General features: G+C 67.2%; 23 protein-coding genes. 7 read left to right on the top strand and 16 right to left on the bottom strand.

Features of this window, described 5'->3' with window-relative positions:
* Window positions 1-24: 24 nt before the first annotated feature.
* Window positions 25-1,545, bottom strand: a complete 1,521-nt coding sequence (locus CG716_RS25995) for a carboxylesterase/lipase family protein (protein WP_094484018.1) — start codon at window positions 1,543-1,545, stop codon at window positions 25-27.
* A gap of 76 nt (window positions 1,546-1,621) precedes the next feature.
* Between CG716_RS25995 and CG716_RS25990 the strand changes: the two genes are divergently transcribed.
* Entirely contained in the window at window positions 1,622-2,311 is a 690-nt protein-coding gene (locus CG716_RS25990; protein WP_094484017.1) for a hypothetical protein, read from the top strand.
* Here CG716_RS25990 and CG716_RS25985 read toward each other — a convergent pair.
* From CG716_RS25985 to CG716_RS25975, 3 genes are read right to left on the bottom strand one after another with little or no spacing between them, the layout of a single operon-like run.
* Entirely contained in the window at window positions 2,308-3,309 is a 1,002-nt protein-coding gene (locus CG716_RS25985) for a Gfo/Idh/MocA family protein (protein WP_094484016.1), read from the bottom strand. The two genes, CG716_RS25990 and CG716_RS25985, sit on opposite strands and share 4 nt — an antisense overlap.
* 23 nt (window positions 3,310-3,332) lie before the next feature.
* The gene (locus CG716_RS25980; protein ID WP_094484015.1) at window positions 3,333-4,259 is read right to left on the bottom strand and encodes a cation diffusion facilitator family transporter; all 927 of its coding nucleotides are present in this window, start codon (window positions 4,257-4,259) and stop codon (window positions 3,333-3,335) included.
* Window positions 4,259-4,621, bottom strand: coding sequence for an ArsR/SmtB family transcription factor (locus CG716_RS25975; protein ID WP_094484031.1), 363 nt, complete (start codon window positions 4,619-4,621; stop codon window positions 4,259-4,261). Before CG716_RS25975 ends, CG716_RS25980 begins: the two co-directional genes overlap by 1 nt.
* A gap of 177 nt (window positions 4,622-4,798) precedes the next feature.
* On the opposite strand from CG716_RS25975, the gene CG716_RS25970 reads away from it, so the two are divergent.
* Genes CG716_RS25970 through CG716_RS25950 form a run of 5 tightly spaced genes read left to right on the top strand, consistent with a single transcriptional unit; the run spans window position 4,799 to window position 8,432 of the window.
* The gene (locus CG716_RS25970) at window positions 4,799-5,416 is read left to right on the top strand and encodes a DUF4178 domain-containing protein (RefSeq protein WP_094484014.1); all 618 of its coding nucleotides are present in this window, start codon (window positions 4,799-4,801) and stop codon (window positions 5,414-5,416) included.
* A gap of 7 nt (window positions 5,417-5,423) precedes the next feature.
* Complete coding sequence (locus CG716_RS25965) at window positions 5,424-5,930, top strand: DUF2617 family protein (RefSeq protein WP_094484013.1); 507 nt, start codon at window positions 5,424-5,426, stop codon at window positions 5,928-5,930.
* The gene (locus CG716_RS25960) at window positions 5,927-6,364 is read left to right on the top strand and encodes a DUF4247 domain-containing protein (protein ID WP_094484030.1); all 438 of its coding nucleotides are present in this window, start codon (window positions 5,927-5,929) and stop codon (window positions 6,362-6,364) included. Before CG716_RS25965 ends, CG716_RS25960 begins: the two co-directional genes overlap by 4 nt.
* Before the next feature lie 41 nt (window positions 6,365-6,405).
* Window positions 6,406-6,852: a DUF350 domain-containing protein gene (locus CG716_RS25955; protein WP_094484012.1), complete on the top strand. Its 447-nt coding sequence runs from the start codon at window positions 6,406-6,408 to the stop codon at window positions 6,850-6,852.
* Window positions 6,849-8,432 (top strand): polyamine aminopropyltransferase, encoded by a 1,584-nt coding sequence (locus CG716_RS25950; protein ID WP_094484011.1) that lies wholly within the window; start codon window positions 6,849-6,851, stop codon window positions 8,430-8,432. The genes CG716_RS25955 and CG716_RS25950 overlap by 4 nt, the downstream gene beginning before the upstream one ends.
* On the opposite strand, the gene CG716_RS25945 is transcribed toward CG716_RS25950, so the two are convergent.
* The 5 genes from CG716_RS25945 to CG716_RS25925 form a co-directional block, all read right to left on the bottom strand.
* On the bottom strand, window positions 8,429-9,526 hold the full coding sequence (locus CG716_RS25945) for an LLM class flavin-dependent oxidoreductase (RefSeq protein WP_094484010.1): 1,098 nt from the start codon (window positions 9,524-9,526) through the stop codon (window positions 8,429-8,431). The genes CG716_RS25950 and CG716_RS25945 overlap by 4 nt on opposite strands.
* Window positions 9,527-9,536: 10 nt before the next feature.
* On the bottom strand, window positions 9,537-10,553 hold the full coding sequence (locus CG716_RS25940) for an ABC transporter substrate-binding protein (RefSeq protein WP_410430764.1): 1,017 nt from the start codon (window positions 10,551-10,553) through the stop codon (window positions 9,537-9,539).
* A 23-nt stretch (window positions 10,554-10,576) separates the two neighbouring features.
* A complete protein-coding gene (locus CG716_RS25935) occupies window positions 10,577-11,314 on the bottom strand; it encodes an ABC transporter ATP-binding protein (protein WP_094484008.1) in 738 nt (245 codons plus the stop codon).
* Complete coding sequence (locus tag CG716_RS25930; RefSeq protein WP_420093227.1) at window positions 11,311-12,129, bottom strand: ABC transporter permease; 819 nt, start codon at window positions 12,127-12,129, stop codon at window positions 11,311-11,313. The genes CG716_RS25935 and CG716_RS25930 overlap by 4 nt, the downstream gene beginning before the upstream one ends.
* 122 nt (window positions 12,130-12,251) lie before the next feature.
* Window positions 12,252-12,581, bottom strand: a complete 330-nt coding sequence (locus tag CG716_RS25925) for a hypothetical protein (protein ID WP_094484006.1) — start codon at window positions 12,579-12,581, stop codon at window positions 12,252-12,254.
* 142 nt (window positions 12,582-12,723) lie between these two features.
* Between CG716_RS25925 and CG716_RS25920 the strand changes: the two genes are divergently transcribed.
* Window positions 12,724-13,062, top strand: a complete 339-nt coding sequence (locus CG716_RS25920) for an RNA polymerase-binding protein RbpA (RefSeq protein WP_094484005.1) — start codon at window positions 12,724-12,726, stop codon at window positions 13,060-13,062.
* A 3-nt stretch (window positions 13,063-13,065) separates the two neighbouring features.
* On the opposite strand, the gene CG716_RS25915 is transcribed toward CG716_RS25920, so the two are convergent.
* From CG716_RS25915 to cobN, 7 genes are all read right to left on the bottom strand, one after another.
* Window positions 13,066-13,839: a polyprenol monophosphomannose synthase gene (locus CG716_RS25915; RefSeq protein WP_094484004.1), complete on the bottom strand. Its 774-nt coding sequence runs from the start codon at window positions 13,837-13,839 to the stop codon at window positions 13,066-13,068.
* Window positions 13,836-15,572 carry an apolipoprotein N-acyltransferase gene (lnt, locus tag CG716_RS25910; protein ID WP_094484003.1) on the bottom strand — a complete coding sequence of 579 codons (1,737 nt, stop codon included), beginning with the start codon at window positions 15,570-15,572 and terminating at the stop codon, window positions 13,836-13,838. Before lnt ends, CG716_RS25915 begins: the two co-directional genes overlap by 4 nt.
* Window positions 15,565-17,196, bottom strand: coding sequence for an amidohydrolase (locus CG716_RS25905; RefSeq protein ID WP_207760781.1), 1,632 nt, complete (start codon window positions 17,194-17,196; stop codon window positions 15,565-15,567). The genes lnt and CG716_RS25905 overlap by 8 nt, the downstream gene beginning before the upstream one ends.
* A 4-nt stretch (window positions 17,197-17,200) precedes the next feature.
* Entirely contained in the window at window positions 17,201-17,686 is a 486-nt protein-coding gene (locus CG716_RS25900) for an FxsA family protein (protein ID WP_094484028.1), read from the bottom strand.
* Between the two features lie 67 nt (window positions 17,687-17,753).
* Complete coding sequence (locus CG716_RS25895; protein WP_094484002.1) at window positions 17,754-18,137, bottom strand: PPOX class F420-dependent oxidoreductase; 384 nt, start codon at window positions 18,135-18,137, stop codon at window positions 17,754-17,756.
* A 3-nt stretch (window positions 18,138-18,140) separates the two neighbouring features.
* Window positions 18,141-18,521: a PPOX class F420-dependent oxidoreductase gene (locus tag CG716_RS25890; protein ID WP_094484001.1), complete on the bottom strand. Its 381-nt coding sequence runs from the start codon at window positions 18,519-18,521 to the stop codon at window positions 18,141-18,143.
* A gap of 29 nt (window positions 18,522-18,550) precedes the next feature.
* Window positions 18,551-22,153, bottom strand: a complete 3,603-nt coding sequence (gene cobN / locus CG716_RS25885; RefSeq protein ID WP_094484000.1) for a cobaltochelatase subunit CobN — start codon at window positions 22,151-22,153, stop codon at window positions 18,551-18,553.
* Window positions 22,154-22,222: the final 69 nt, after the last annotated feature.

Here is a 22,222-nt window from a genome sequence, read left to right as displayed (position 1 = left end):
GGTGTCAACTCGAACCTGGTCACGCTAGCTGCTGGCTAGCGAAAACCCTTCCCAGGCCGTTCGGCGAAGTGCGTTCGGGTCGTTTTCGACCCGAGTACGGCGGTCGAATACCAGCACCGGACGCTCCGGTTCGGTGTAGCGGGGCCACCCCTCGCCGGGCACGCCGGTGCGGCTGAAGCTACGCCAACGCGCCTGCAGGTCGCGACTCACGGTCAGCGCCGACCGCCGGTCCATCGCCGCCGTCAACGCCGAGCCGAACCGAGTGCGATAGATGTCGAAGACGGCGAGCAACTCGGTCGCGTGGGTGGCGCCAAGTCCCGACCAATGCAGCGTCCGCGGCGCATAGTCGTAGCGGTAGACGTAGGTGGGCGCATGGAGGCTGTGCGCCTCGGCGATCTGCCAGGCGGCCGTCCCGAATGCGAAATCGCCACCGAGAGCAACGCAGGCGGCCGGTTTCGGGTATCCCGGGTAAGCGGACGTAATACGTTCTCGCGCTTCGGGTTCAGCGGTAGACAGCAGCCGTTCGATCGCCGACTCAGTGGTCGGCAGCAGCTTCATGAATCGGGTGAACAGCTTGCCCTCGTCAGCGTTGGTGCCGACGATCAATGGCACCTTGTGAGCCGCGCCGCGCCGCATGGCCTCGACCGGGTCGTCGGGCAGGATGTCGTCGCCATAGGTAGGTCCCAGCGAGAAAGCGCCATCCATGTCATCCAGACTCCGGACCAGCAGGGTATCCAGTGCATCGACCAAGTCCCTGGGCCGGGCGCGCATCACCGTTTCGGCGCCGTCGTCCGGGCCCGCCCCCAATAGGGCAGCGAACTTCCCGGCGATCTTGGCGGCGGTCTGCGGGCCGCTTACCAACCCGGACGCCGGGCTCTCGGAAATCGCTTGGGCGAAAAGGCCTTCGGCGTCGGGAACGGCCAGCAGCGTCGCGACGGCATGCGCGCCGGCACTCTCGCCGAAGATCGTCACATTGTGCGGGTCGCCACCGAAGGCTCCGATGTTGTCACGCACCCAGCGCAACGCCATCACCAGATCACGCAGGAAAAGGTTGCTGTCGATCGGGGTGTCCGGCGTGGACAGCGCGGACAGGTCGACGCAGCCGAGCGCGCCGAGGCGATAGTTCACCGACACATAGACGCAGCCACGGCGGGCCAGTGCGGCGCCGTCATAGAGGGGGGTGGCCGAGCTGCCCATGAGGTAGCCCCCGCCGTGGATGAAGAACATCACCGGCAACGGTTCGTGATCCGGCTCGGCGTCCGGCCATTGCGGGGTCACGACATTGAGCGTCAGGCAGTCCTCGCCCATCGGCTGGTACTTACCCACCCCCAGCATCGTGTAACGCCGCTGCTGAGGGGCGCAGTTAGCGAAACCGTGGCAGTACCGCACCCCGCGCCAGGTCTGCGGCGGCTGCGGCGCGCGGAACCGCAGTGCCCCGACCGGCGGGCGGGCGTAGGGAATCGAACGCCACCTGTTCACCCCGCTGCGGGTGAATCCCTCGACGACGCCGCTGCCGGTGGTAGCGCGGACGGTGTGTTCGTGCATTACCTGACGGTAGCGAACAATTGGCGTCTCGACGCGCCTGACAACCACGCCGGGCCGGTACCGCTAGCCTGTCGGGATGCGGATCGCCGTGCTACTCGCCGCGTCGCTGCTGGTCGCGGGATGTTCCGGGTCAACGAGCGGCCAGGCGCGCCAGACTCAACTGACACCGATCACTCCGTCGCGCACGTCGGGGTCATCGACAGCCCCGCCATCACCGACGTCGACCACCTCGGCGACACCGGCACCTGCGGCAGGCGTGCCGATCGCCGAGGCCACCAAGTGGATCGAGGCCGCTCCGCCGCTCGATTCCACCCAGTACCACATCGCACTACGCGGCGGTGTCACCACCGATCTCGGCGACGACGTCGCGTTCACCACGCCGGCAGGCACCACCTGCATGACCGATGCCAAGCACGGTTCCCCGGCGCTGGCGTGCCTGGTGGACCTGAACGATCCCCCGCCTCGGCCGCAGGATGTTTACGGGCAGTGGAAGGGCGGCTGGGTGGACTTCGGCGGCGGCAGCGTGCAGGTCGGTTCGGCGCACGGCGACCCGGGCCGCTTCGCGAACGGGCAGGGCCGCGAACTGCCGTCTGAGGCTTCACTGTCATTCGGCGACTACCGCTGCCGCACCGACGCCACCGCCCTGTTGTGCGTGGACTACGCGCACCAGTCAGCGGTGCGACTGAGCGCCGATGGAGTCGACGCGTTCGCGTGCGCACGGCAGGCGACGCCGCCGGAGGGAATCGGTATCCAGTACGTCTGCTAGGCAGGCTCGCGCAGCGGAAGGCCGGCGGCGCGGTAAATGGCGTCGATCACGGTCATGTTCTCGATGGCGTCCTGCGGCGGAGTCTTCACCGGTTCATTGCGCAGCACCGCGGCCGCGAAAGCATCGAGCTGGTAGGCGTAGGACGTGCGGCGGCCGAATCGTTCGGCCCTCCTGCTGCCATTGGCGCGGACGGAGAGCCAGTGTCCCAGTTGGGGCATCGGCGGGTTGATGGCGTGCAGGTGCCCGCGCTCCCCGATCACCCGGGCACTCATTCTCAGCACGTCCGACGACCAGATCGAACAATGGATCTGCCCGGTGTGACCGCTCGGGAACCGCAGCTCCGCGGTCATGGCGCGGTCGATTCGCGGGTCGTGCAGTTTTGCCTGTGCCGAAACGACTTCCGGCGTTTCCCCGCCGAACGTCCGGGCCATGTGCACCGTGTAACAGCCCGCATCCATGAGCGCTCCGCCGCCTAGCGCGTAGTCATAGCGGATATCGGAGAATTTCGGTAGGGGATAGCACAGGGTGGCTTCCACTCGGGTCAGCGCACCCAACTCCCCCGAGGCGATGATCTCCTCGATCCGCAAGGCCAGCGGGTGGTAGCGGTAATGGAAGGCCTCCATCACGATCAGCCCTGATTCGTCTGCCAGCGCGGCGATTTCGCGAGCCTCCGCAGCGTTGGCAGTCAGCGGCTTCTCGCACATCACATGCTTGCCGGCGGCCAATGCCGCCCGTGTCCAGCGGCCGTGCATGGCATTGGGCAACGGGTTGTAAACGGCATCGATACCGGGGTCTGCGACCAGTGCGGCGTAGCTGTCGTGCACCGTTGGGATGCCGTACTTCTGGGCAAAGGTCTGTGCACGCTGAGGATTACGCGCCGCCACCGCACTCACCACAACCTCGGAGTTCTGCTTGGCGGGGTTGATCAGAGCCATCGGCGCGATGTGCGCCGCGCCCAAAACACCTATCCGCACACGCGAGGTCCCGGTTCCCGTCATGGGGTGGACTCTATGGCCTGGACCTAGTACGTGTGCGCGGGGTAGGCGTGCACGACGGCGGTATCCAGCTTGGGGATCGCGTGGGTCAGCGCGTGCTCGGCGTGGTGGGCCAGCGCGTGTGCCTCGCGAAGGCTCAGCTGGGGGTCGACGTCGAGCTCGACGTCGGCGTCCAGCCGCAGACCGACCCATCGCATCCGAACTCGTTGCACACCAAGGACTCCTGGCTGAACGCCCAACGTGTGGTAGGCGGTGTCGACCAGGTCGGGGTCGACGCCGTCGAGCAGTCGTGCGAACACCTCGCGGGCCGCGGCGACCATCACGAACAGGATCGCCGCGGCGATGAGCAGTCCGATGATCGGGTCGGCTGCAGGAAAGCCGAGGGCCACTCCGATGGCCCCGAGCACCACGGCCAGAGAAGTCAAACCGTCTGCGCGGGCATGCATCCCGTCGGCCCGCAGCGCCGCAGACCCGATGCGCTTGCCCACCCGGATACGGTAAAGGGCGACGACTTCGTTGCCGACGAACCCGGCGACCCCGGCCGCGGCCACCCAGCCGAGATGGGACATCGGTGCGGGGTGGATCAGTCGGTCGATGGCCTGTGCCGCGGCTACCACCGCAGAGACAGCGATAGCGCCGACGACGAACAGCCCGGCCAGGTCTTCGGCACGGCCGAGGCCGTAGGTGTACCGGCGTGACGCGGTGCGCCGGGCTAGCGAGAAGGCGATCCACAACGGGATCGCGGTCAGCGCGTCGGAGAAGTTGTGGACCGTATCGGCCAGCAGCGCAACAGATCCCGATGCGACGACGATCGCCACCTGGATCGCCGCGGTGATGCCGAGTACGAGCAGGCTGATCTTGACGGCCCGGATGCCCGCCGCGCTGTCGCGGAGCGCGTCGTCGACGCGGCCTGCGTGGTCATGGGTGTGACCGTGGTCGTGGGTGTGAGCCATCAGGCGGTCCCCCGGCCGGGAAGTTCGTGAACACCGCGGTGGTGAGCGGGCGTCCCGCCGGCGGCATGCTCGGCGTTGTAGACCGCATCGGTGACGAGTTGACGGACGTGGTCGTTTTCCAAACGGTAGAACACCTGGGTGCCCTCGCGCCGGGTGCGTACCAGGCGAGCCATTCTCAGCTTGGCCAGATGCTGCGACACCGACGGCGGAGGCTTGCCGACACATGCGGCGAGGTCGTTGACGCTGAGTTCGCCGTCGATCAATGCCCACAGCAGCTGCACGCGGGTGGCGTCGGCCAGCATGCGGAACACCTCGACAACGAAGTGCGCATGGTCGTCAGCCAGCTGCTTATCTGCATTCATACGCAGATAGTAGCGGATGTAGCCGGGTTCGCAAAGCTGGCATGACACTGTGCATTTGCTGAAAATTCGCTTCTTTTGCGCGTCTACCTGCGACGATCAGTCGACGGCAAGCCGGCGGGATTCGCTGTACCGTTATGCCACCGAAGAACAGAGCAGCTGCGCGACGAGAGGTCTGACGTGGGATACGTGCTCATCGCAGTCGCCGCGGCGTTGTTCATCGGAGCGGTCGTCTTCTTCGTGCTGGGGTTGCGGCGGTCACGCACGCACCACACCGCGACGGGCCGCCAGGACCCCCTGGCCGCCGACAACGCCCCGCAGTTCGGCCCGCGCCAGCTCGGCCCCGGAGCCGTCGTCAGCTACGGCGGCGTCGACTACGTCGTGCGCGGCTCGGTCACCTACCGGCAGGGTCCGTATGTGTGGTGGGAACACCTGCTCGAGGGCGGGGACAAGCCGCTCTGGTTCAGCGTCGAGGACAACGAGGGCCGGCTGGAGCTGACGTTGTGGGTCACCCGCGAGGACCTGGAGCTGCAACCGGGCGGCCTGCTCGAGGTGGACGGCGCGACGCTGCACGAGTCCGAACACGGCCACGCGTCCTACACCACCGAGGGCGAGACCGGCGGCATGCCGCCCGGCGGCGAGATGGACTTCATCGACTACTCAGACGCCGGCAAGACCCTGCTGCTGTCTTTCGAACGCTGGTCCCCCGACATGCCATGGGAGATATCCACGGGTAAGGCCCTCTCGCCCGCCGAGCTGATCGTCTACCCGGCGCCGCCCGTCCCGCCAGCCAGGTAAGTCCGGCATGCCCCTACATCACCTGCGGGTCTCCCCCGTCGATGTCACCGGCACGCGGTTGCGCTTGGCGCTCAACGCCCCTGCACCCGAACCGCTCGCCACGGCCCGGCTGTGCCATCCGTCCGGCGGCGCCCTCGAGTTGGGCGTACTGGGTGCGTCGCACGTCATCTGCGTCGACCATCCGCCCAAAGACCAATTCACCGAACAGGTTTCCTGCACTGTCGACAACAATGCCTGCGATCTACCACAATCCGCCAATGCTCCTGGCTACCAACTACATTCGAGCACCACTCAGTACGACGAGCCATCGTTTCGCCGACTCGCCCAGTGGCTGCGTGAGCAGTGTGACCGAGAACCCCAATGGTTGGGCGGGGCATTTCCCGGCGACGACGCGGCCCTGACGGCATTGAACGCGACGCCCGACGGGCCCGGCTGGCGGTGGCAGACCTGGCATCTTTATCCCGGTGCGCGTGGCGGCAACGCGGTCTATACGACAAGCAGGTGGCGGCCATGACCCGCACCCGACTATTCGTGATCGCCGGCGTCATGCTGGTCGCCGCGGTCGTGTGCCTGGTGCTTGGCGTCATGCAGATCAGTGCCGACCAGGACGTCGAGTCTTACATCTCCGGGCACTATCAGCAGTACGGGAGCGACCCCAATGCCGTCCGCTACGTCTGCAGCGGAGCCCCTTCCAACGTCGCCGATGACATCGAGGACTTCCAGGACTCCGAAGCCCGGGCCAGTGACGACAACAGCGAATACCTGCGATACGACGACAGCATCGTGGTCGTCGGCCCCGACGGCGACCGCCCGTGCACCGTGCGGGTCGAGGACATCAACGGCGGGTACAGCCACGGCTCGTACATCTTCCTGGGGCCCGGCTTCCATCCCGGGTCACCGGATAGCAGTTCCGGTGGAAGCTCCGGCGGTCCCGGCGGGGTGAAGTAGCCAACGAGCCAACCAGTCCGAGCAACGCAGAGGAGATCCCCATGGACACATTCGGTGCGCTGAGCCCCGACAAACTCGTGCACGGCGTCGTGGCGACAATGCTGTACTTCGTCGTCGGCATCGTGGTGCTCGTACTCGGGTTCCTGATGATCGACCTCCTGACACCGGGCAGCCTGCGCCGCGAAGTATTCGTCGAGCGCCGTCCCAATGCTGTCGTGATCGCCTCGGCAACTTACCTTTCCATCACCACGGTGATCGTCGTGGCAATTCTCACCAGCTCCGACTCCCTCGGTCAGGGACTTCTCGACGTCGCCGTATACGGAGTGATCGGGGTCATCTTGCAGGGGCTCACCATGGTGATACTCGAGGCCGCGATTCCGGGACGGTTCCAAGACCACGTCGAGGATGCCAGCCTGCATCCCGCGGCGTTCGCCGCGGCGACCGTCCTGCTGGGGGTGGGTGCGATCACCGCCGCCGCGCTGACATGACGACCACCCACGACGACACATCCCGTACCGAACCGCCGGCGGAGGCAGAGATTCGCTGGCGTGCAGTGCTTCTGGCTGCCGTCGCCGCGTGTGCGGCATGCGGCATCGTGTACGAACTGGCGCTCCTGACGCTGTCGGCAAGCCTCGAGGGCGGCGGCGTGATCGCGACATCCCTGATTGTCGCGGGCTACATCGCCGCACTCGGCGCCGGCGCACTGCTGATCAAACCACTGCTGAACCACGCCGCGGTGACATTCGTCGCGATCGAGACGCTGCTCGGCCTCGTCGGCGGGCTGTCCGCTGCCGCGCTCTATGTCACGTTCTCCTTCATCGGCGGTTCCCTCGCAGTCCTCGTCCTCGGCACCGCACTCATCGGCATTCTGGTGGGAGCCGAGGTGCCGCTCCTCATGACGCTGCTCCAGCGCGGCCGCAGCGCCAGCGCGGTCGGCGCCGGCCGGGTGCTGGCCAATCTCAACGCCGCGGACTACCTCGGCGCGCTGCTGGGCGGACTGGCATGGCCCTTTTTCCTACTGCCGCATCTGGGGATGATCCGCGGGGCCGCGGTCACCGGCATCATCAACCTGGCGGCGGCGGCGGTGGTCGCCGTTCTGCTGTTGCGGCACACCATCAAAGCACGCGCGCTGGCTGTCGCACTGGGCGTGCTGGCCGCCGCCCTGGCGGTGCTGCTCTGCCTGATCACCGCGGCGGGCACGATCGAGACAACGAGCAGACAACGGCTCTACGCAGACCCGATCATCGCCTACCAGCACTCGGCCTACCAGGAGATCGTGGTGACCCGCCGCGACGGCGACACACGGCTGTATCTCGATGGCGGACTGCAGTTTTCGACCCGAGACGAATACCGCTACACCGAAAGCCTGGTGTACCCCGCTCTGGCAGCCAACGCGCGCTCCGTGCTCGTGATCGGCGGTGGCGATGGACTGGCCGACCGAGAACTGTTGCGCCAGAACGGCATCGATCGGATAGTCCAGGTCGAACTCGACCCTGCGATGATCGCGATGGCGCGCACCGTCCTTCACGACGCCAACAGCGGCGCACTCGACAACCCCCGCGTGCAGGTCATCACCGCCGACGCGATGACCTGGCTGCGCGAGCCGCACCCTGACGTCATCCCGCCCGGCGGCTTCGACGCGGTCATCGTCGACCTACCCGACCCCGACACCCCCGTGCTCGGGCGTCTCTATTCAACAGAGTTCTATGCGTTGATCTCCCATGCGCTTTCGCCACACGGCCTGATGGTCGTGCAATCCGGCAGCCCGTACTCCACGCCGGACGCGTTCTGGCGCACCATCTCCACTGTGGCCTCCGCCGGATACGCCGTCACGCCCTACCACGTGCACGTGCCTACCTTTGGCGACTGGGGTTTCGCGCTGGCGCGGCGCGGCACCATTCCACCCCGTCTCGCGCTGCCGGAAGGTCCACCCCCGCTTCGCTTCCTCAACCAACAGGTTCTCGACGCCGCAGCCGTGTTCTCGCCTGACATGGCGCCCCGCACACTCGAGCCGTCAACCTTGGAGCACCCGCTGATCGTGGACGATATGCGCCACGGGTACGACTAAGCAGCCAGCACTCCCTTGGCGCGCAAGATCGGAAAGACCCCCTCGGCGAACCAGTAGGCCTCTTCCAGATGGGGATAGCCCGACAGGATGAACTCGTCGAACCCGACGGAGTGGTACTCCCAGATCAGGTTGGCGACCTCTTCGTGGCTGCCGACCAACGCGGTCCCGGCGCCGCCGCGGACCAGGCCGACGCCGGCCCACAGGTTCGGGTAGATCTCCAGTTTGTCGATCCGGCCGCCGTGCAGCGCGGTCATCCGGCGCTGCCCCTCGGACTCCGACTTCGCGTGCAGCTTGGTGGCCTGTTCGATCTGCTCCGGGGACAGCTGGTCCACCAACTCCTGGGCCACCGCCCATGCGGCCTCTGACGTGTCGCGGGTGATGGTGTGCAGGCGGATACCGAAACGCACGTTGCGGCCGCGGGCCTGCGCCAGCTTGCGCACCTCGTTGATCTTGGCGGCCGCCGCCTGCGGGGGCTCACCCCAGGTCAGGTACACGTCGACGTGCTCGGCGGCGATGGGCAACGCCGCAGCGGAGGAACCACCGAAGTAGAACTCCGGCAACGGGTTCGGCGGCGCCGACACCCGACCGTCGCGAACCTTGTAGTACTCGCCGTCGAAGTCGAACGAATCCTGACCCCATACCGACTTGACGATCTGCAAGAATTCTCCGGTCCGGGCGTACCGCTCGTCGTGATTGAGCCAGTCACCGAAACGGCGCTGTTCGACGTCGTCCCCGCCGCTGACTATGTTGAGCAGCAGGCGCCCCTCGGAGAACCGCTGGAACGTCGCCGCCTGCTGCGCGGCCAGAGTCGGCGGCACCAGCCCCGGCCGGAACGCCACCAGGAACTTGAGCCGCTCCGTCTCGGCCAGTAGCGCCGACGCAGTCAACCAGGCGTCCTCGCACCATGTTCCGGTTGGGGTCAGCACCCCTTCAAAGCCGAGCCGGTCGGCAGCCCTGGCCACCTCGGCTAGATACCGGCGGGTCGGTGCCCGGTATCCGTCGGGAATCGTGTGGTGTGACGACGCGTGCGATGCACCGACGATCGAGCGGCTGTCGCCGTTGGTGGGCAGGAACCAGAAGAATTTCGCAGGCAAAACGCCCTCCTTAGTTGGCGCTGATCAAAAAGGGCTCGAGCACGCCGGCATATCGACGGTCCACCCATTTGGAGAAATCCGGCGCGGACTGGATCTGCCCCGACTTCGCGAACAGATCAGCGATCTTCTGTTCTGACGCTACCACTTCGTCACTCAGGGCCGTCGGCAGCCGAAGGCTGCGTGCTTGCGACACCTCGGACGCTTTCGGGTCCAATCCGACTGCAGCAGCGTATTTTTCGGCCCATTCCTGCGGGTGATCCTGCGCCCACTTGGCGGCCTTCGCGAATCGGACCAGAAGGTCGGCCAGCGCGGTATTGCGCTTCGGATCGGCGAGCGCCGCATCCGAGGCCACCCCGAACCAGTACCCGTTGGTCACGCCCTTGGCCTGAGCGATCGACCGGACCTTGAGCTGCTGCTCGGCCTGCGCGGTGAACGGATCCCAGATCGCCCACGCGTCACCCTGACCGGCCCGGAACGCCGACAGGGCGTCGGCGGGCTGCAGGAACACGAGTTTCACATCAGCTGTCGTCAGGCCGGCCTTGTCCAGTTGACCGAGCACGTTGCCGTGGCCCGAGCTACCCTTCCCCACCAGGATGCTCTTGCCCCGAAGATCGCTCACCGACTGAATCGGCGAATCCGCGGGAACCAGGATCGCGTCACCGACACCGCCACCGTTGTAGGCGGAGACCACTTTCACCTTCGCGTTCGACGCCGCACCGAAGATCGGCGGGGTGTTGCCTGTGATGGCGAAGTCGATCTTGCCTGCGGTCGCGGCCTCGACCTGAGGCGGCCCGGACGTGAAGGTGGAGAACGCGATCTGGTACGGCAGATTGTCCAGGGCGCCTGCGGCGCGCAGCAGCGACTCGGTGCCGCCCTTCTGGTCGCCGACCTGCAGCACCAAACCGGACAAGTCGCTCAACGGAACCGTCGACGGCGCCTGCGATGCACCGGTGTTCTGCTGCCGCGACACGCAGCCCGTCAGCAGCAGGCCGAACACCGCCAGCAGCACCATGAAGCGGCGAAACAATCTGGAATACAAGGTCACTCCTGTCAGAGTTGTACGCCGAGTTGCTCGAGCAACTCGACCCGGTGACGTTCGGCCGACGCCGTAGTGCCACCCGGTGGCCGACGCGGATCGGTGATCTCAGTCTCGAACACCACCTCGCCGGACTCCAGGACCAGAACGCGGTCCGCCAGTGCGACAGCTTCATTCACGTCATGGGTGACCAGCAGCACCCCGAACCCGTGAATGCGCCACAGCTGGAGCAACAGCGCGTGCATGCTGAGCCGGGTGAGAGCGTCCAGCGCGCCGAACGGTTCGTCGAGCAGCAGCAGCTGCGGCTGGGCTACCAGAGCACGCGCCAAGGACACTCGCTGCGCCTGACCACCTGACAGGGTCAGCGGCCAAGAGCCGGCGCGATCGGCGAGACCGACGTCAGCCAACGCCTTGTCGGCCCGCGTTGTCACTTCATTGCGGGGCAGCCGAGAGCGCGTCAAACCATAGCCGACGTTGGTCCGCACAGTGCGCCAAGGGAATAGCCGGGGCTCCTGGAACGCCAACGCGGGCGGCCCGGTGACCAACCGCTCGCCGGTGTGATCCTGCGACAAGCCGGCGAGCACGCGCAGCACGGTGGATTTGCCGGAGCCACTTCGCCCCACCAGTGCGACGATCTCACCGGCACCGACCGTCAGCGACACGTCCCGCAGCACCTGATGCTCGCCGTACCACTTGTCGATGTGCCGAAGCTCGGCGGCCACCCCGGTTTTGCGCTCGGATGTCACGGTCACGACCGATACCTCAATGCTCGGCGCTCCAACGCGCGCACGATGGCGTCGGTCGTAATGCCAAGCAGTGCATAGACAACGAGACCGAAGATGATGATGTCGATACGCAGAAAATCACGCGCGTTGTTGATCAAGTAGCCGATACCCTTGTCGGCGTTGATCTGCTCGGCGACGATCAGCGTGAGCCACGCGATCGCAAGCGACTGGCGTAGGCCCACCAGGACCTGCGGAGCAGCGCTGGGCAGGATGATGTGACTGAACCGCTGTCGGAACGAAAAGCCAAGCACATCAGCGGTTTCGAACAACTTCGGGTCGACCTGCCGGATCGCGGAGTAGGTGTTGAGGTAGAGCGGAAAGCTGACACCGAGGGCCACCAGCAGTACCTTGGGCAGCTCGCCGATACCAAACCACAGGATGAACAGCGGGATCAGACCCAGGTGCGGCAACGCCCGCAACATCTGCATGGGTGGGTCGACGGTCGCCTCAGTCCAGCGGGACAGGCCTACGGCCGTGCCCAACCCGATGCCGATCAGCCCGCCGAGGAGCAGCCCCTGCACCACCCGCCAACCCGAGACACCCAGCGCATCGGCGAGCTGACCGTTGCGGATCAGCTCCAAGCCGGCCTCCGCGATCAGCGAGGGGGCGGGCAGGACGTCCTGGGAGATCAACCCGATGGCGCTGCCCACTTGCCACAAGGCCAGCAAGACCAGCGGCGAGGCCCACCGCACAATCGCCCATTTCCGTTGCCGACGCCGGGCCGGTGTGCGGGATCCCGCCGGCAGGACCACGGCGGTGGCCGGCGCAACGGGCGTGGTCACGGTATTGGTCCTCTGGGTGGCTGGGCTGGACACGCAACACCACATGGGAGTCGCGTCCACCGACCTTAGGAATCAACAACCCACCGGTTAAGGGTTTGATTCGCGGTGACGCTAACCGGGCGTCAGCGCCAGCCGTCGGCTGCTTTGGCGGCCTGGACCAGGGCATCGCACAGTTCCCGCAGCTCGTGGGTGGCGGCTCCCTCGTCGACTGCGGTGGCGACGTCCTCGGCTGCGCAACGCACCTGATAGACCCGATCGGACAATTCGGCGGCCTCGTCGGCGGAGAGCACCACCGCGTCCTCCGGGATCGCAGTGCCCTTGACGAGGGCACGCTGTTCGTACGCGCGTTGGCGGCAGGATTGCCGGCAGTACTGCCTGCGCCGGCCCAACCCAGCGTCGGCCACCTCGCGGCCGCACCACCGGCACGGCTGAGAGCGGGCACGACGCGTCACGCCTTGTGACTGTAGACGGCGTGGGACAGTAAGCCCGGTAGCATAGGAGGTCGAGTCGGGAACCGCAGAGTGTGGTCTTGCGTTCACTATCCGGACTTTATATACAGCTTTGTACGTCAAAGCGTTGTGAGGAGAGTTGTCGATGGCTGATCGTGTCCTGAGAGGCAGCCGGCTCGGAGCCGTGAGCTACGAGACCGACCGCAACCACGACCTGGCGCCGCGTCAGATCGCGCGGTACCGCACTGAGAACGGCGAGGAATTCGACGTCCCGTTCGCCGACGACGCCGAGATCCCTGGCACCTGGCTGTGCCGCAACGGCTTGGAAGGCACCCTGATCGAGGGCAACCTGCCGGAGCCCAAGAAGGTCAAGCCGCCGCGCACCCACTGGGACATGCTGCTGGAGCGCCGCTCCGTCGAGGAACTCGACGAGCTGCTCAAGGAACGCCTTGACCTGATCAAGACCAAGCGTCGCGGCAGCTGACCTCTAGCGAACGACGCCGCGGGCGCGGTCCACGCGCCCGCCGATGCCCCATTGGGCAACCTTGACCATCGCTTCGCGGATGTTGGAGCCGCTCATTTTCGACACCCCGAGTTCGCGCTCGCGGAATGTGATGGGCACCTCGGTGACGGTGAACCCGCTGTTGATGGTGCGCCAGGTCAGGTCGATCTGAAAGCAATAGCCCTTGGAGTCGACGGCCGACAGGTCGATCTTCTCCAGGACTTCGCGGCGATAGGCGCGGTAACCGGCGGTGATGTCGTGGATGCCGACGCCGAGCAAGACCCGCGAATAGGTGTTGGCGGTCTTGGACAGCACCAGACGCCGGTAAGGCCAGTTGCGGACCGTTCCGCCGTGGACATAACGAGAGCCGATGGCCAGATCGGCGCCGTTGTCGATGGCGTCGAGCAGCCGATACAGCTGTTCGGGGGCGTGGCTGCCGTCGGCATCCATCTCCACCAGCACGTTGTACTGCCGGCCCAGTCCCCACGCGAACCCTTCGAGGTAGGCCGCGCCGAGGCCGTCCTTGGCGTCCCGGTGCATTACGTGAACGCGGTCGGGATCGGCCAGCGACAGCTCGTCGGCGAGCTCACCGGTGCCGTCGGGGCTGCCGTCGTCGACGATCAGCACGTGGACGTCCGGGCGGCTCTTGTGCACGCGGCCCACGATCAGCGGGAGGTTCTCCAGCTCGTTGAATGTGGGGATGATCACCAGGGTGCGCTGGCTGGGAAGCTCAGCGCCCGTTTTGCCCCGGTCGGTCATGACTCTCCTTTGTCGTGCTGTCCAGCCAGGGCTGAGGAGGATTCGCCCAGCTCCGGCGGGTTATTGCTCTCGTCTCCGCCCCCGGACGTGCCGCCTGCGTCCCGTTCCCGCTTTCTGCGACGAAACAGCCGTATGAACCAACCATTGTGCAGTATGACGGCCATGACAACGGCAATGGCGGCTCCGACCAGCACCCATTGCACCAAGGGCCCCCATCGGGTGGCCGGCGTCTCACTGGTCTTGAGCCGCACCGCGACGTCGAGGTAGGCCGGCGTGAAAAACTCCGTCCGGGCCACCTCGTGGCCATCCGGCGCGATGACCGCGCTGATCCCGGTGGTGCCGGCCACCACCACGTAGCGATCGTGCTCGACGGCGCGGGCGCGCGCGAACGCCAGCAGCTGTTCACTCATGTTCTGGTCGAACGTCGCGTTGTTGGTGGGAACGGCCAGGAGCTGGGCGCCGTTGCGGACCGACTCCCGAAGCGCCCGGTCGAAGATGACCTCCCAACAGGTGGCGACCCCGACCGGCACCCCCGCGGCGTGCACGACGCCCGAGCCGGAGCCCGGCACGAAATACCCGGCCCGGTCTGCGAACGAGGACAGATGCCGGAAAAAGCCCCGCCACGGCAGGTATTCGCCGAACGGTTGGATGATCTGCTTGTCGTGGCGCTCCCCCGGTCCGGCCACCGGATCCCAGACGACGACGGTGTTCGACGCCGCCGGGTTCTGCGGCGTCCAGTCCGGGCGGGCGACGACGGTGCCGACGAGAATCGGGGCGCCGATCGCCTGTGCGGCCACGGCGATCTGCTGGGCGGCGTCGGCGTTGGTGAACGGGTCGATGTCCGAGGAGTTCTCGGGCCAGACCACGAACTGCGGCTGCGGCGCCTTGCCCGCGCGCACGTCCTCGGCCAGTTGCACGGTCTGGCGGACATGGTTGTCCAGCACCGCGCGGCGCTGGCTGTTGAAGTCGAGGCCGAGCCTCGGCACGTTGCCCTGGATCGCGGCCACCGTGACCGTCGGCTCATTGCCTGCGCCGCCGGCAGCGCGGCGCACCTGTGGGGCGGCCACCGCTGTGGTGAGCAGGACCGCGGTGATACACAACCCGGGCAGCAACACGCCCGGAAGCGACACGTGCTCGGTGGTCGCGGCCGGGTCGCCACGCTGCAACCAGCGCACGATCTCCAGTGCCAGTGCGGCCAGCGCCGTGCCGAGCAGCGCAATCGCGAACGATAACAGGGGCACCCCGCCGAGCTGAACCAGCGACAGGAAGGGACCGTTGGTCTGACCGAATCCGACCACGCCCCAAGGAAATCCACCGAAAGGCACATTAGATTTCAGCCATTCCTGCAGCACCCACACCAGGGCCAGCCACAGCGGCCAGCCCGGCAGCCGCCGGACCACGACCGCGAGCAACCCGAACAGCGCCGGGAAGAGCGCCTCCATGGCGGACAGCGCCAGCCAGGGCACCGGGCCGACCAGCCCGCTGATCCAGGGAATCAGGGGGATGTAGAACGCCAGCCCGAACAGGAACCCGTAACCAAACCCACCGGCCGGCGTGGTCTTGGAATGCACCAGGACCCAGCTGAGCATCGCGAAGCTCAGCACCGCCGACCACCACCAGCCGATCGGCGGGAAGGCGACGCACAGCAGCAGCCCGGCGGTGACCGCGGCCAGCAGTCGCATCATCCGCGGGGGCAAAGCGGTGCTGAACCATGTCAGCAGCCGGCTAACCATGAAGCACGACACCTCTATGCACGGTCTGGCGGCAGTGCGGCAGCGGATCGCCGACTTCCAGCCGAGGCAGAGCAGGTACACGGGACCGCGGGTCGGTGGACCAGCGCTGAACGGTGTCGGCGGGGGATGCAACTTCCGTCTCCCCGGTGTCCCACACCGCGTACGACGCCGGGGCACCCGGCACCAGCGTGCCCATGATCCCGTCCTGCACCCCGCCGGCCCGCCAGGCACCCCTGGTTGCGGCGGCAAAGGCCGCCCGCGCGGATATCGCGCTTCCCTGAGTCTGATGATGGCTGGCCGCCCGGACTATCGCCCAGGGATCGATGCCGGTCACCGGGGCATCTGAACCGAACGCCATGGGCACGCCTGCCGATGCTAACAGCGATAACGGGTTGAGCAGGGCGGCTCGGCCAGAACCGAGCCGGCGGGCGTACATCCCGTTGCTGCCACCCCAGAGCGCGTCGAAATTGGGCTGCATGCTGGCGGTGACTCCGCACTGGCCGAGGATGGCTGCCTGTTCTGCGGTGACCATCTCCAGATGTTCGAGCCGGTGCCCGCAGCGCGCGACGGCACGTGACCCGAACCGTTCAACCAGCCGCGCCAGGGCGTCGACCACCGCACGCACAGCGGCATCACCGATCACGTGGAATCCCGCCGTCACGCCCGCCTCGGTGCAGGCGAACAGATGATCGGCGATGCCATCAGGGTCCAGATAGCAATTTCCCGTGCTGCCCGGTGCGTCCGCGTACGGCTCGCACAGCCAGGCGGTGTGCGAGCCCAGCGCGCCGTCGACGAACAGGTCACCGGCCAGGCCGCGGGCGCCGGTCGTCTCGAGCAGCGCCCGGGCCTGTGCGGCACTGGATACCGCTTCGCCCCAGTAGCCGATTACGTCGACACCGTGCTCGGTGGCGCGCAGCTCCTGCCAGTCGTCGATTCCGCCGATGTCGGGGCCGGCGCACTCGTGCGCGGCCACGATGCCGGCCGCGGCCAGCGCATCCAGCGCGGCGATCCGGGCGTCGGCACGCTGCCCGGTGGTGAGCAACCGGCGGGCCTCGCCGCGGACCAGATGGTGGGCGTCGGCCGACAGCGGCCGCTGCGACTCGTATCCGGCCACCGCCGCCAGCCCGGGAACCAGGTCCCTCAGGGCGGTCGAGGCCACTGCCGAGTGCACGTCGACACGAGCCAGATAGGCGGGCACCGCGCCGGCGACGGCGTCCAGTTCCGCGGTGCTCGGCGCCTCGTCGCGAGCCCAGGCGGTGTCATCCCAGCCGTGCGCCCAGATCGGGCGGCCGGGATGGGCCGCGACGTGCTCGGCGACCAGGGTCAAACAGTGCCGTTTGGAGGTTGCCGCGGTCAGGTCCAAGCCGGTCAGCAGCAGGCCGGTGGAGGTCAGGTGGATGTGACTGTCGACGAATGCCGGTGACACGAACGCCCCCTGCAGGTCGATGACCTGCGCACTGCCGAACTGCGAACGCCCCACCTGGTCGCTGCCCAGCCAGGCGACGACGCCGTCGCGCACCGCCATCGCGGTGGCGTCGGGATGCGACGGGCTATGGATGCGCCCGCCAAGCAGCAGTGTGGTCACGAAAGGAGAGTCTGCCCCGGTTCCGGCGGACCGGAGCATGGGGTCAGAAGTCGCGATAGACCGTCGAGCGCGGCACGATGTTTGCTTCGTGGACCCGGCCGTATACCTGCTCCTCGACGACCTCGCCGTCGATGTAGTCGCCGCGCCCCGGATAGCCGGGCGCGGTCAGGTTCACGACGCTGACCCGGCGGGCGATACCGCGGGTGAGCATCATCCCGGCCAGTGGTCGCACCACACTGCGGGTCGGTGGCAGCAGCATCAACGCACCGAGCGCGGTGGTGACCAGGCCGGGGATGAACACCAGGAGGGTGCCGAGCGCGACGAGCATGCCGTCGGCCACCACGGCCTGCGGATCAGTGCGGGTGGCCTGCAGCCGCCGGATCTGGCGCTTGACCTGAGACCCGGCCAACGCGACTCCGACCACCGATGTCGCCAGCAGGATGAGCAGAGTCCAACCAAGTCCGACAGACCAGGTCAGGGCAGCCAGGACCGCCAGCTCGACCAAGACGTAAAGAAAGAACGTCCGCATCACCATGCATTGGCAACGAGTCGGCTCGGCGACGGGTTCCGGCAGGCCTGATAGGAGCCTGTGAGTTTTATTGCGGGGTGATCACGAGGGCGACGTGCACTTTGTCGATGCCGCCACGGACCAGGCTATGCAGGTAGAACCACGCCGCGTGCTGCCAGTAGCGGCGCAGCACCTTGTTGTAGACGTCGCGGGTCTGCGAGTCCGGCAGCACCCGCGCTGTCGCCTCGACGGCGGCGCCCTTCGGTTTTCCGAGGGCGTTGGATTCGGCGATCGTGACCCGTGGGGTGTTGCGGATCCGCTTGACCTTCCAGGACGCCCGGTCGGTGATCACCAGCAGACGATCGCCGTCCGGGACGCCCCATATGGCCGTCGGCTTGGGGGTGCCGTCCTTGGTGAACGTGATGAGCTGAAGGTATTTCGACTGGGCGACGTCGTGAAAGGTGGGCGCCATGTGTCAGGCGGCCCGCAGTTCCAGTCCGACGTTGCGTTTGGTGCCGCCACGCAGCTTCGAGAAGAAATTGAACACCCGGCCGAGCAGCCCGTACCGGTTGCCGATCGCCTGATACACCCGCTCGACCTGCGCGTCGTCGAGGATGCTCGCGACCGCCTCCACCGGTTCGCCCTTGACGTTGCCGCTGCGGTCGCAGACGGCCAGGGTCACCCGCGGGGTGTGCCGAATCCGCTTGACCTTCCAGGAGTCCCTGCCGGTGATCACCAGTGCGCGATCGCCGTCGGGAGCGATCCAGATCGGCGTCGGCTTCGGCCTGCCGTCCTTGGTGAAGGTGGTCAGCGAGACGTATTGGGACTTGATCACTTCGCCGAAGCTGGGAGCCATCTGACCAATGTATCTGGTGCCCGGCGAACCTATCTCGCTTCCAAGTCGCCTTCAGTTTCCAACAGCACCCGGCGCAGGCCATCGAGCGTGGCCGGATCCGGGTTCTCCCACATGCCACGGCCGACGGCCTCCAGCAGCCGCTCCGACATCCCGTGGAGCGCCCAGGGATTGGACTCGTTCATGAACTTGCGGTTCTCCGGGTCCAGGACGTACTTCTCGGTGAGTTGTTCGTACATCCAGTCGGCCATCACTCCGGCCGTGGCGTCGTAGCCGAACAGGTAGTCCACCGTCGCGGCCATCTCGAAGGCGCCCTTGTAACCGTGCTTGCGCATGGCGGCCATCCACCGCGGGTTGACGACGCGGGCCCGGAACACGCGGGTGGTCTCCTCGGACAACGTGCGGGTGCGTACCGCGTCGGGGCGGGTGTTGTCGCCGATATAGGCAGCCGGCGCCTTGCCGGTCAGCGCCCGCACGGTCGCGACCATGCCGCCGTGGTACTGGAAGTAGTCGTCGGAGTCGGCGATGTCGTGCTCGCGGGAGTCGGTGTTCTTGGCGGCCACCACGATTCGTCGGTACTGGGTCGACATGTCGTCGGCGGCCGGCCTGCCGTCGAGTTCGCGGCCGTAGGCGAACCCGCCCCACGCGGTGTAGACCTCGGCGAGGTCGGCATCGTCGCGCCAGTTGCGGCTGTCGATCAGCTGCAGCAGGCCCGCCCCGTACGTGCCGGGCTTGGAGCCGAAAATACGTGTGGTGGCGCGCCTTTCGTCGCCGTGTTCAGCCAGATCCACCTCGGCGTGCGCGCGCACGAAGTTCTGCTCGGTAGGCTCGTCGAGCCCGGCGACCAGGCGCACCGCATCGTCGAGCATCGTGACGACGTGCGGGAAGGCGTCGCGGAAGAATCCGGAGATCCGCACGGTCACATCGATGCGGGGCCGGCCCAGCTCGGCCAGCGTGATGGCCTCGAGGTCGACGACGCGTCGCGAAGCGTCGTCCCACACCGGCCGGACACCCAGTAACGCAAGCACTTCGGCGATATCGTCGCCGGAGGTCCGCATTGCCGAGGTGCCCCAGACCGACAGCCCGACCGATTTCGGCCAGTCTCCATGGTCGGCTCTGTACCGCTCGAGCAGCGAATCCGCCATGGCCACACCGGTTTCCCAGGCCAGCCTGGACGGGACGGCTTTGGGGTCGACGGAATAGAAGTTGCGACCGGTGGGCAGCACGTTGATCAGGCCGCGCAGCGGCGAACCCGACGGTCCGGCGGGGATGAACCGTCCGTCCAGCGCCCGCAGCACCTGGTCGATCTCACCGGACGTGCCGGCCAGCCGCGGTACCACCTCTGTCGCCGCGAATCGCAGGATCGCCGCGACGCCCTCGTCATCGGTCAGTTCATCGACACGGCCGGCGTCCCAACCGGTGGCCTGCAGGCCGGCAAGCAGTGCGCGGGCCCGCTGCTCGGCCTCATCGACGGTGACCCTGTCGTCGGTGCCATCCTCAGCCAACCCGAGGGCCTGACGCAGGCCGGGCAGGTGCTGTTCACCGGCGAAGAGCTGGCGGGCTCGCAGGATCGCCAGCACCAGGTCGAGTTCGGCCTCACCGGCCGGCGCGGCACCCAGGATGTGCAGCCCGTCGCGGATCTGGACATCCTTGATCTCGCAGAGCCAGCCGTCGACGTGTAAGAGCATGTCGTCGAAGGAATCGTCCTCGGGCCGTTCGGCCAGGCCCAGATCGTGGTCCATCTTGGCCGCGCGCATCAGGGTCCAGATCTGCTGGCGGATCGCGGGCAGCTTGCCCGGGTCGAGCGCGGCGATGTTGGCGTGCTCGTCGAGCAGCTGTTCCAGCCGGGCGATGTCGCCGTAACTCTCAGCGCGTGCCATCGGCGGGATGAGGTGGTCGACCAGGGTGGCGTGCGCGCGGCGCTTGGCCTGGGTGCCCTCCCCCGGGTCGTTCACCAGGAACGGGTAGATCAGCGGCAAGTCTCCCAGCGCCGCATCGGTGCCGCAGGCGGCAGACATGCCAACGGTCTTGCCGGGCAACCATTCCAGGTTGCCGTGCTTGCCCAGATGCACCGCAGCGTGTGCGCCGAACCCGTTGCGCAGCCACAAGTAGGTGGCCAGGTAGTGGTGGCTGGGCGGCAGATCGGGGTCGTGGTAGATGGCCACTGGGTTCTCGCCGAAGCCGCGTGGCGGCTGGACCAAGATCACGATGTTGTCGGATTGGATTGCGGCGACGACGATCTCGCCGTCCGGGTCGCGGCTGCGATCGACGAACAGCTCGCCCGGCGGCGGGCCCCAGTGACTGACCATCGCGTCGGTGAGCTCGGCGGGCAACGTCGCGAACCACTCGCGGTACTGCGCAGCCGGAATCCGGATCGGGTTGCCGGCCAGCTGGCCGTCGGTGACCCAGTCGGGGTCCTGGCCGCCGCGCTCGATGAGAGCATGCATCAGAGCATCCCCGTCGGATGCGTCGACGCCGGGAATGTCGCCGATGCGGTAGCCGGCATCGCGTAGCGCGTGCAGCAGCGCAACGGTGCTGGCCGGGGTGTCCAGCCCTACCGCGTTGCCGATCCGCGAGTGTTTGGTCGGGTAGGCCGAGAACACCAGGGCCAGTCGCTTATCGGCCGGGGCGACGCGGCGCAGGGTGGCGTGCTTGACCGCCAGGCCTGCCACCCGGGCGCACCGTTCCGGGTCGGGCACATACGAGATCAGCCCGTCGGAGTCGATCTCCTTGAAGGAGAACGGAACGGTGATGATGCGCCCGTCGAACTCCGGTACCGCCACCTGGGTGGCGACGTCCAGCGGGCTCAGACCATCGTCGTTGTCCGCCCAGGTCGACCGCGAACTGGTCAGGCACAATCCCTGCAGGATCGGGACATCAAGGGCGGCAAGGTGTTTGACGCTCCAGCTGTCGTCGTCTTCTCCTGCGCCGGCTGTCGCTGGGCGCGCCCCGCCGGCGGCCAGCACCGTGACCACCATCGCGTCTGCGGTGCCCAGCAGGTCGAGCAACTCCGGTTCCGGGGTGCGCAACGAGGTGCAATACACCGGCAGCGGGCGACCACCAGCCTGCTTGATCGCTGTACACATCGCGCGGATGTAGGCGACGTTGCCAGCCAATTGCTGCGCGCGGTAGTACAGCACCGCGATCGTGGGACGGGAATCCATCCCGCGCTCGAGCCCGCAGCCATCGCAACCCTCGCAGCGGGGTTCCAGCACGCCCCACGACGGCATGGCCGATGGCTGGGTGAAGCCGAATCCGGTCATCAGCAGGGTGTCGGACAGGAACGCGTGCAGCTGCCGCAGGTTCTCCACCCCACCCTGCGCCAGATAGATGTGGGTCTGCACGGCGATGCCGGCGGGCACTGTGGAGCGCTCCATCAGGTCGGCGTCGGGAGCCTGCTCGCCGCTGACGACGACGGTCGGACGCCCGCTGGCCACCACCGCGTCGATACCGTCCTGCCAGGCCCGATAGCCGCCCAGGATGCGCACCACGACCAGGTCGGCGCCGTCGAGCAGGTCGGCCAGCTCGCCGTCGATCAGCCGTGCCGGGTTGGCCCACGTGTAGTCCGCGCCGCTGGCACGGGCGGTGATCAGGTCGGTGTCCGAGGTTGACAGCAACAACACAGTGGGAGGCACCCACCATTCGTACCGTACGGCAGCCCTCCCTCCCTATTCGGATCGTGGCTAGCCGAAGGGTGTACGACG

This window comes from Mycolicibacterium sphagni (genome assembly GCF_002250655.1).
In the GTDB taxonomy this organism is placed as follows: Bacteria; Actinomycetota; Actinomycetes; order Mycobacteriales; family Mycobacteriaceae; genus Mycobacterium; species Mycobacterium sphagni.
Note: the sequence above shows the minus strand (reverse complement) of the source record. Positions and strands in the feature narration are given on the sequence as shown.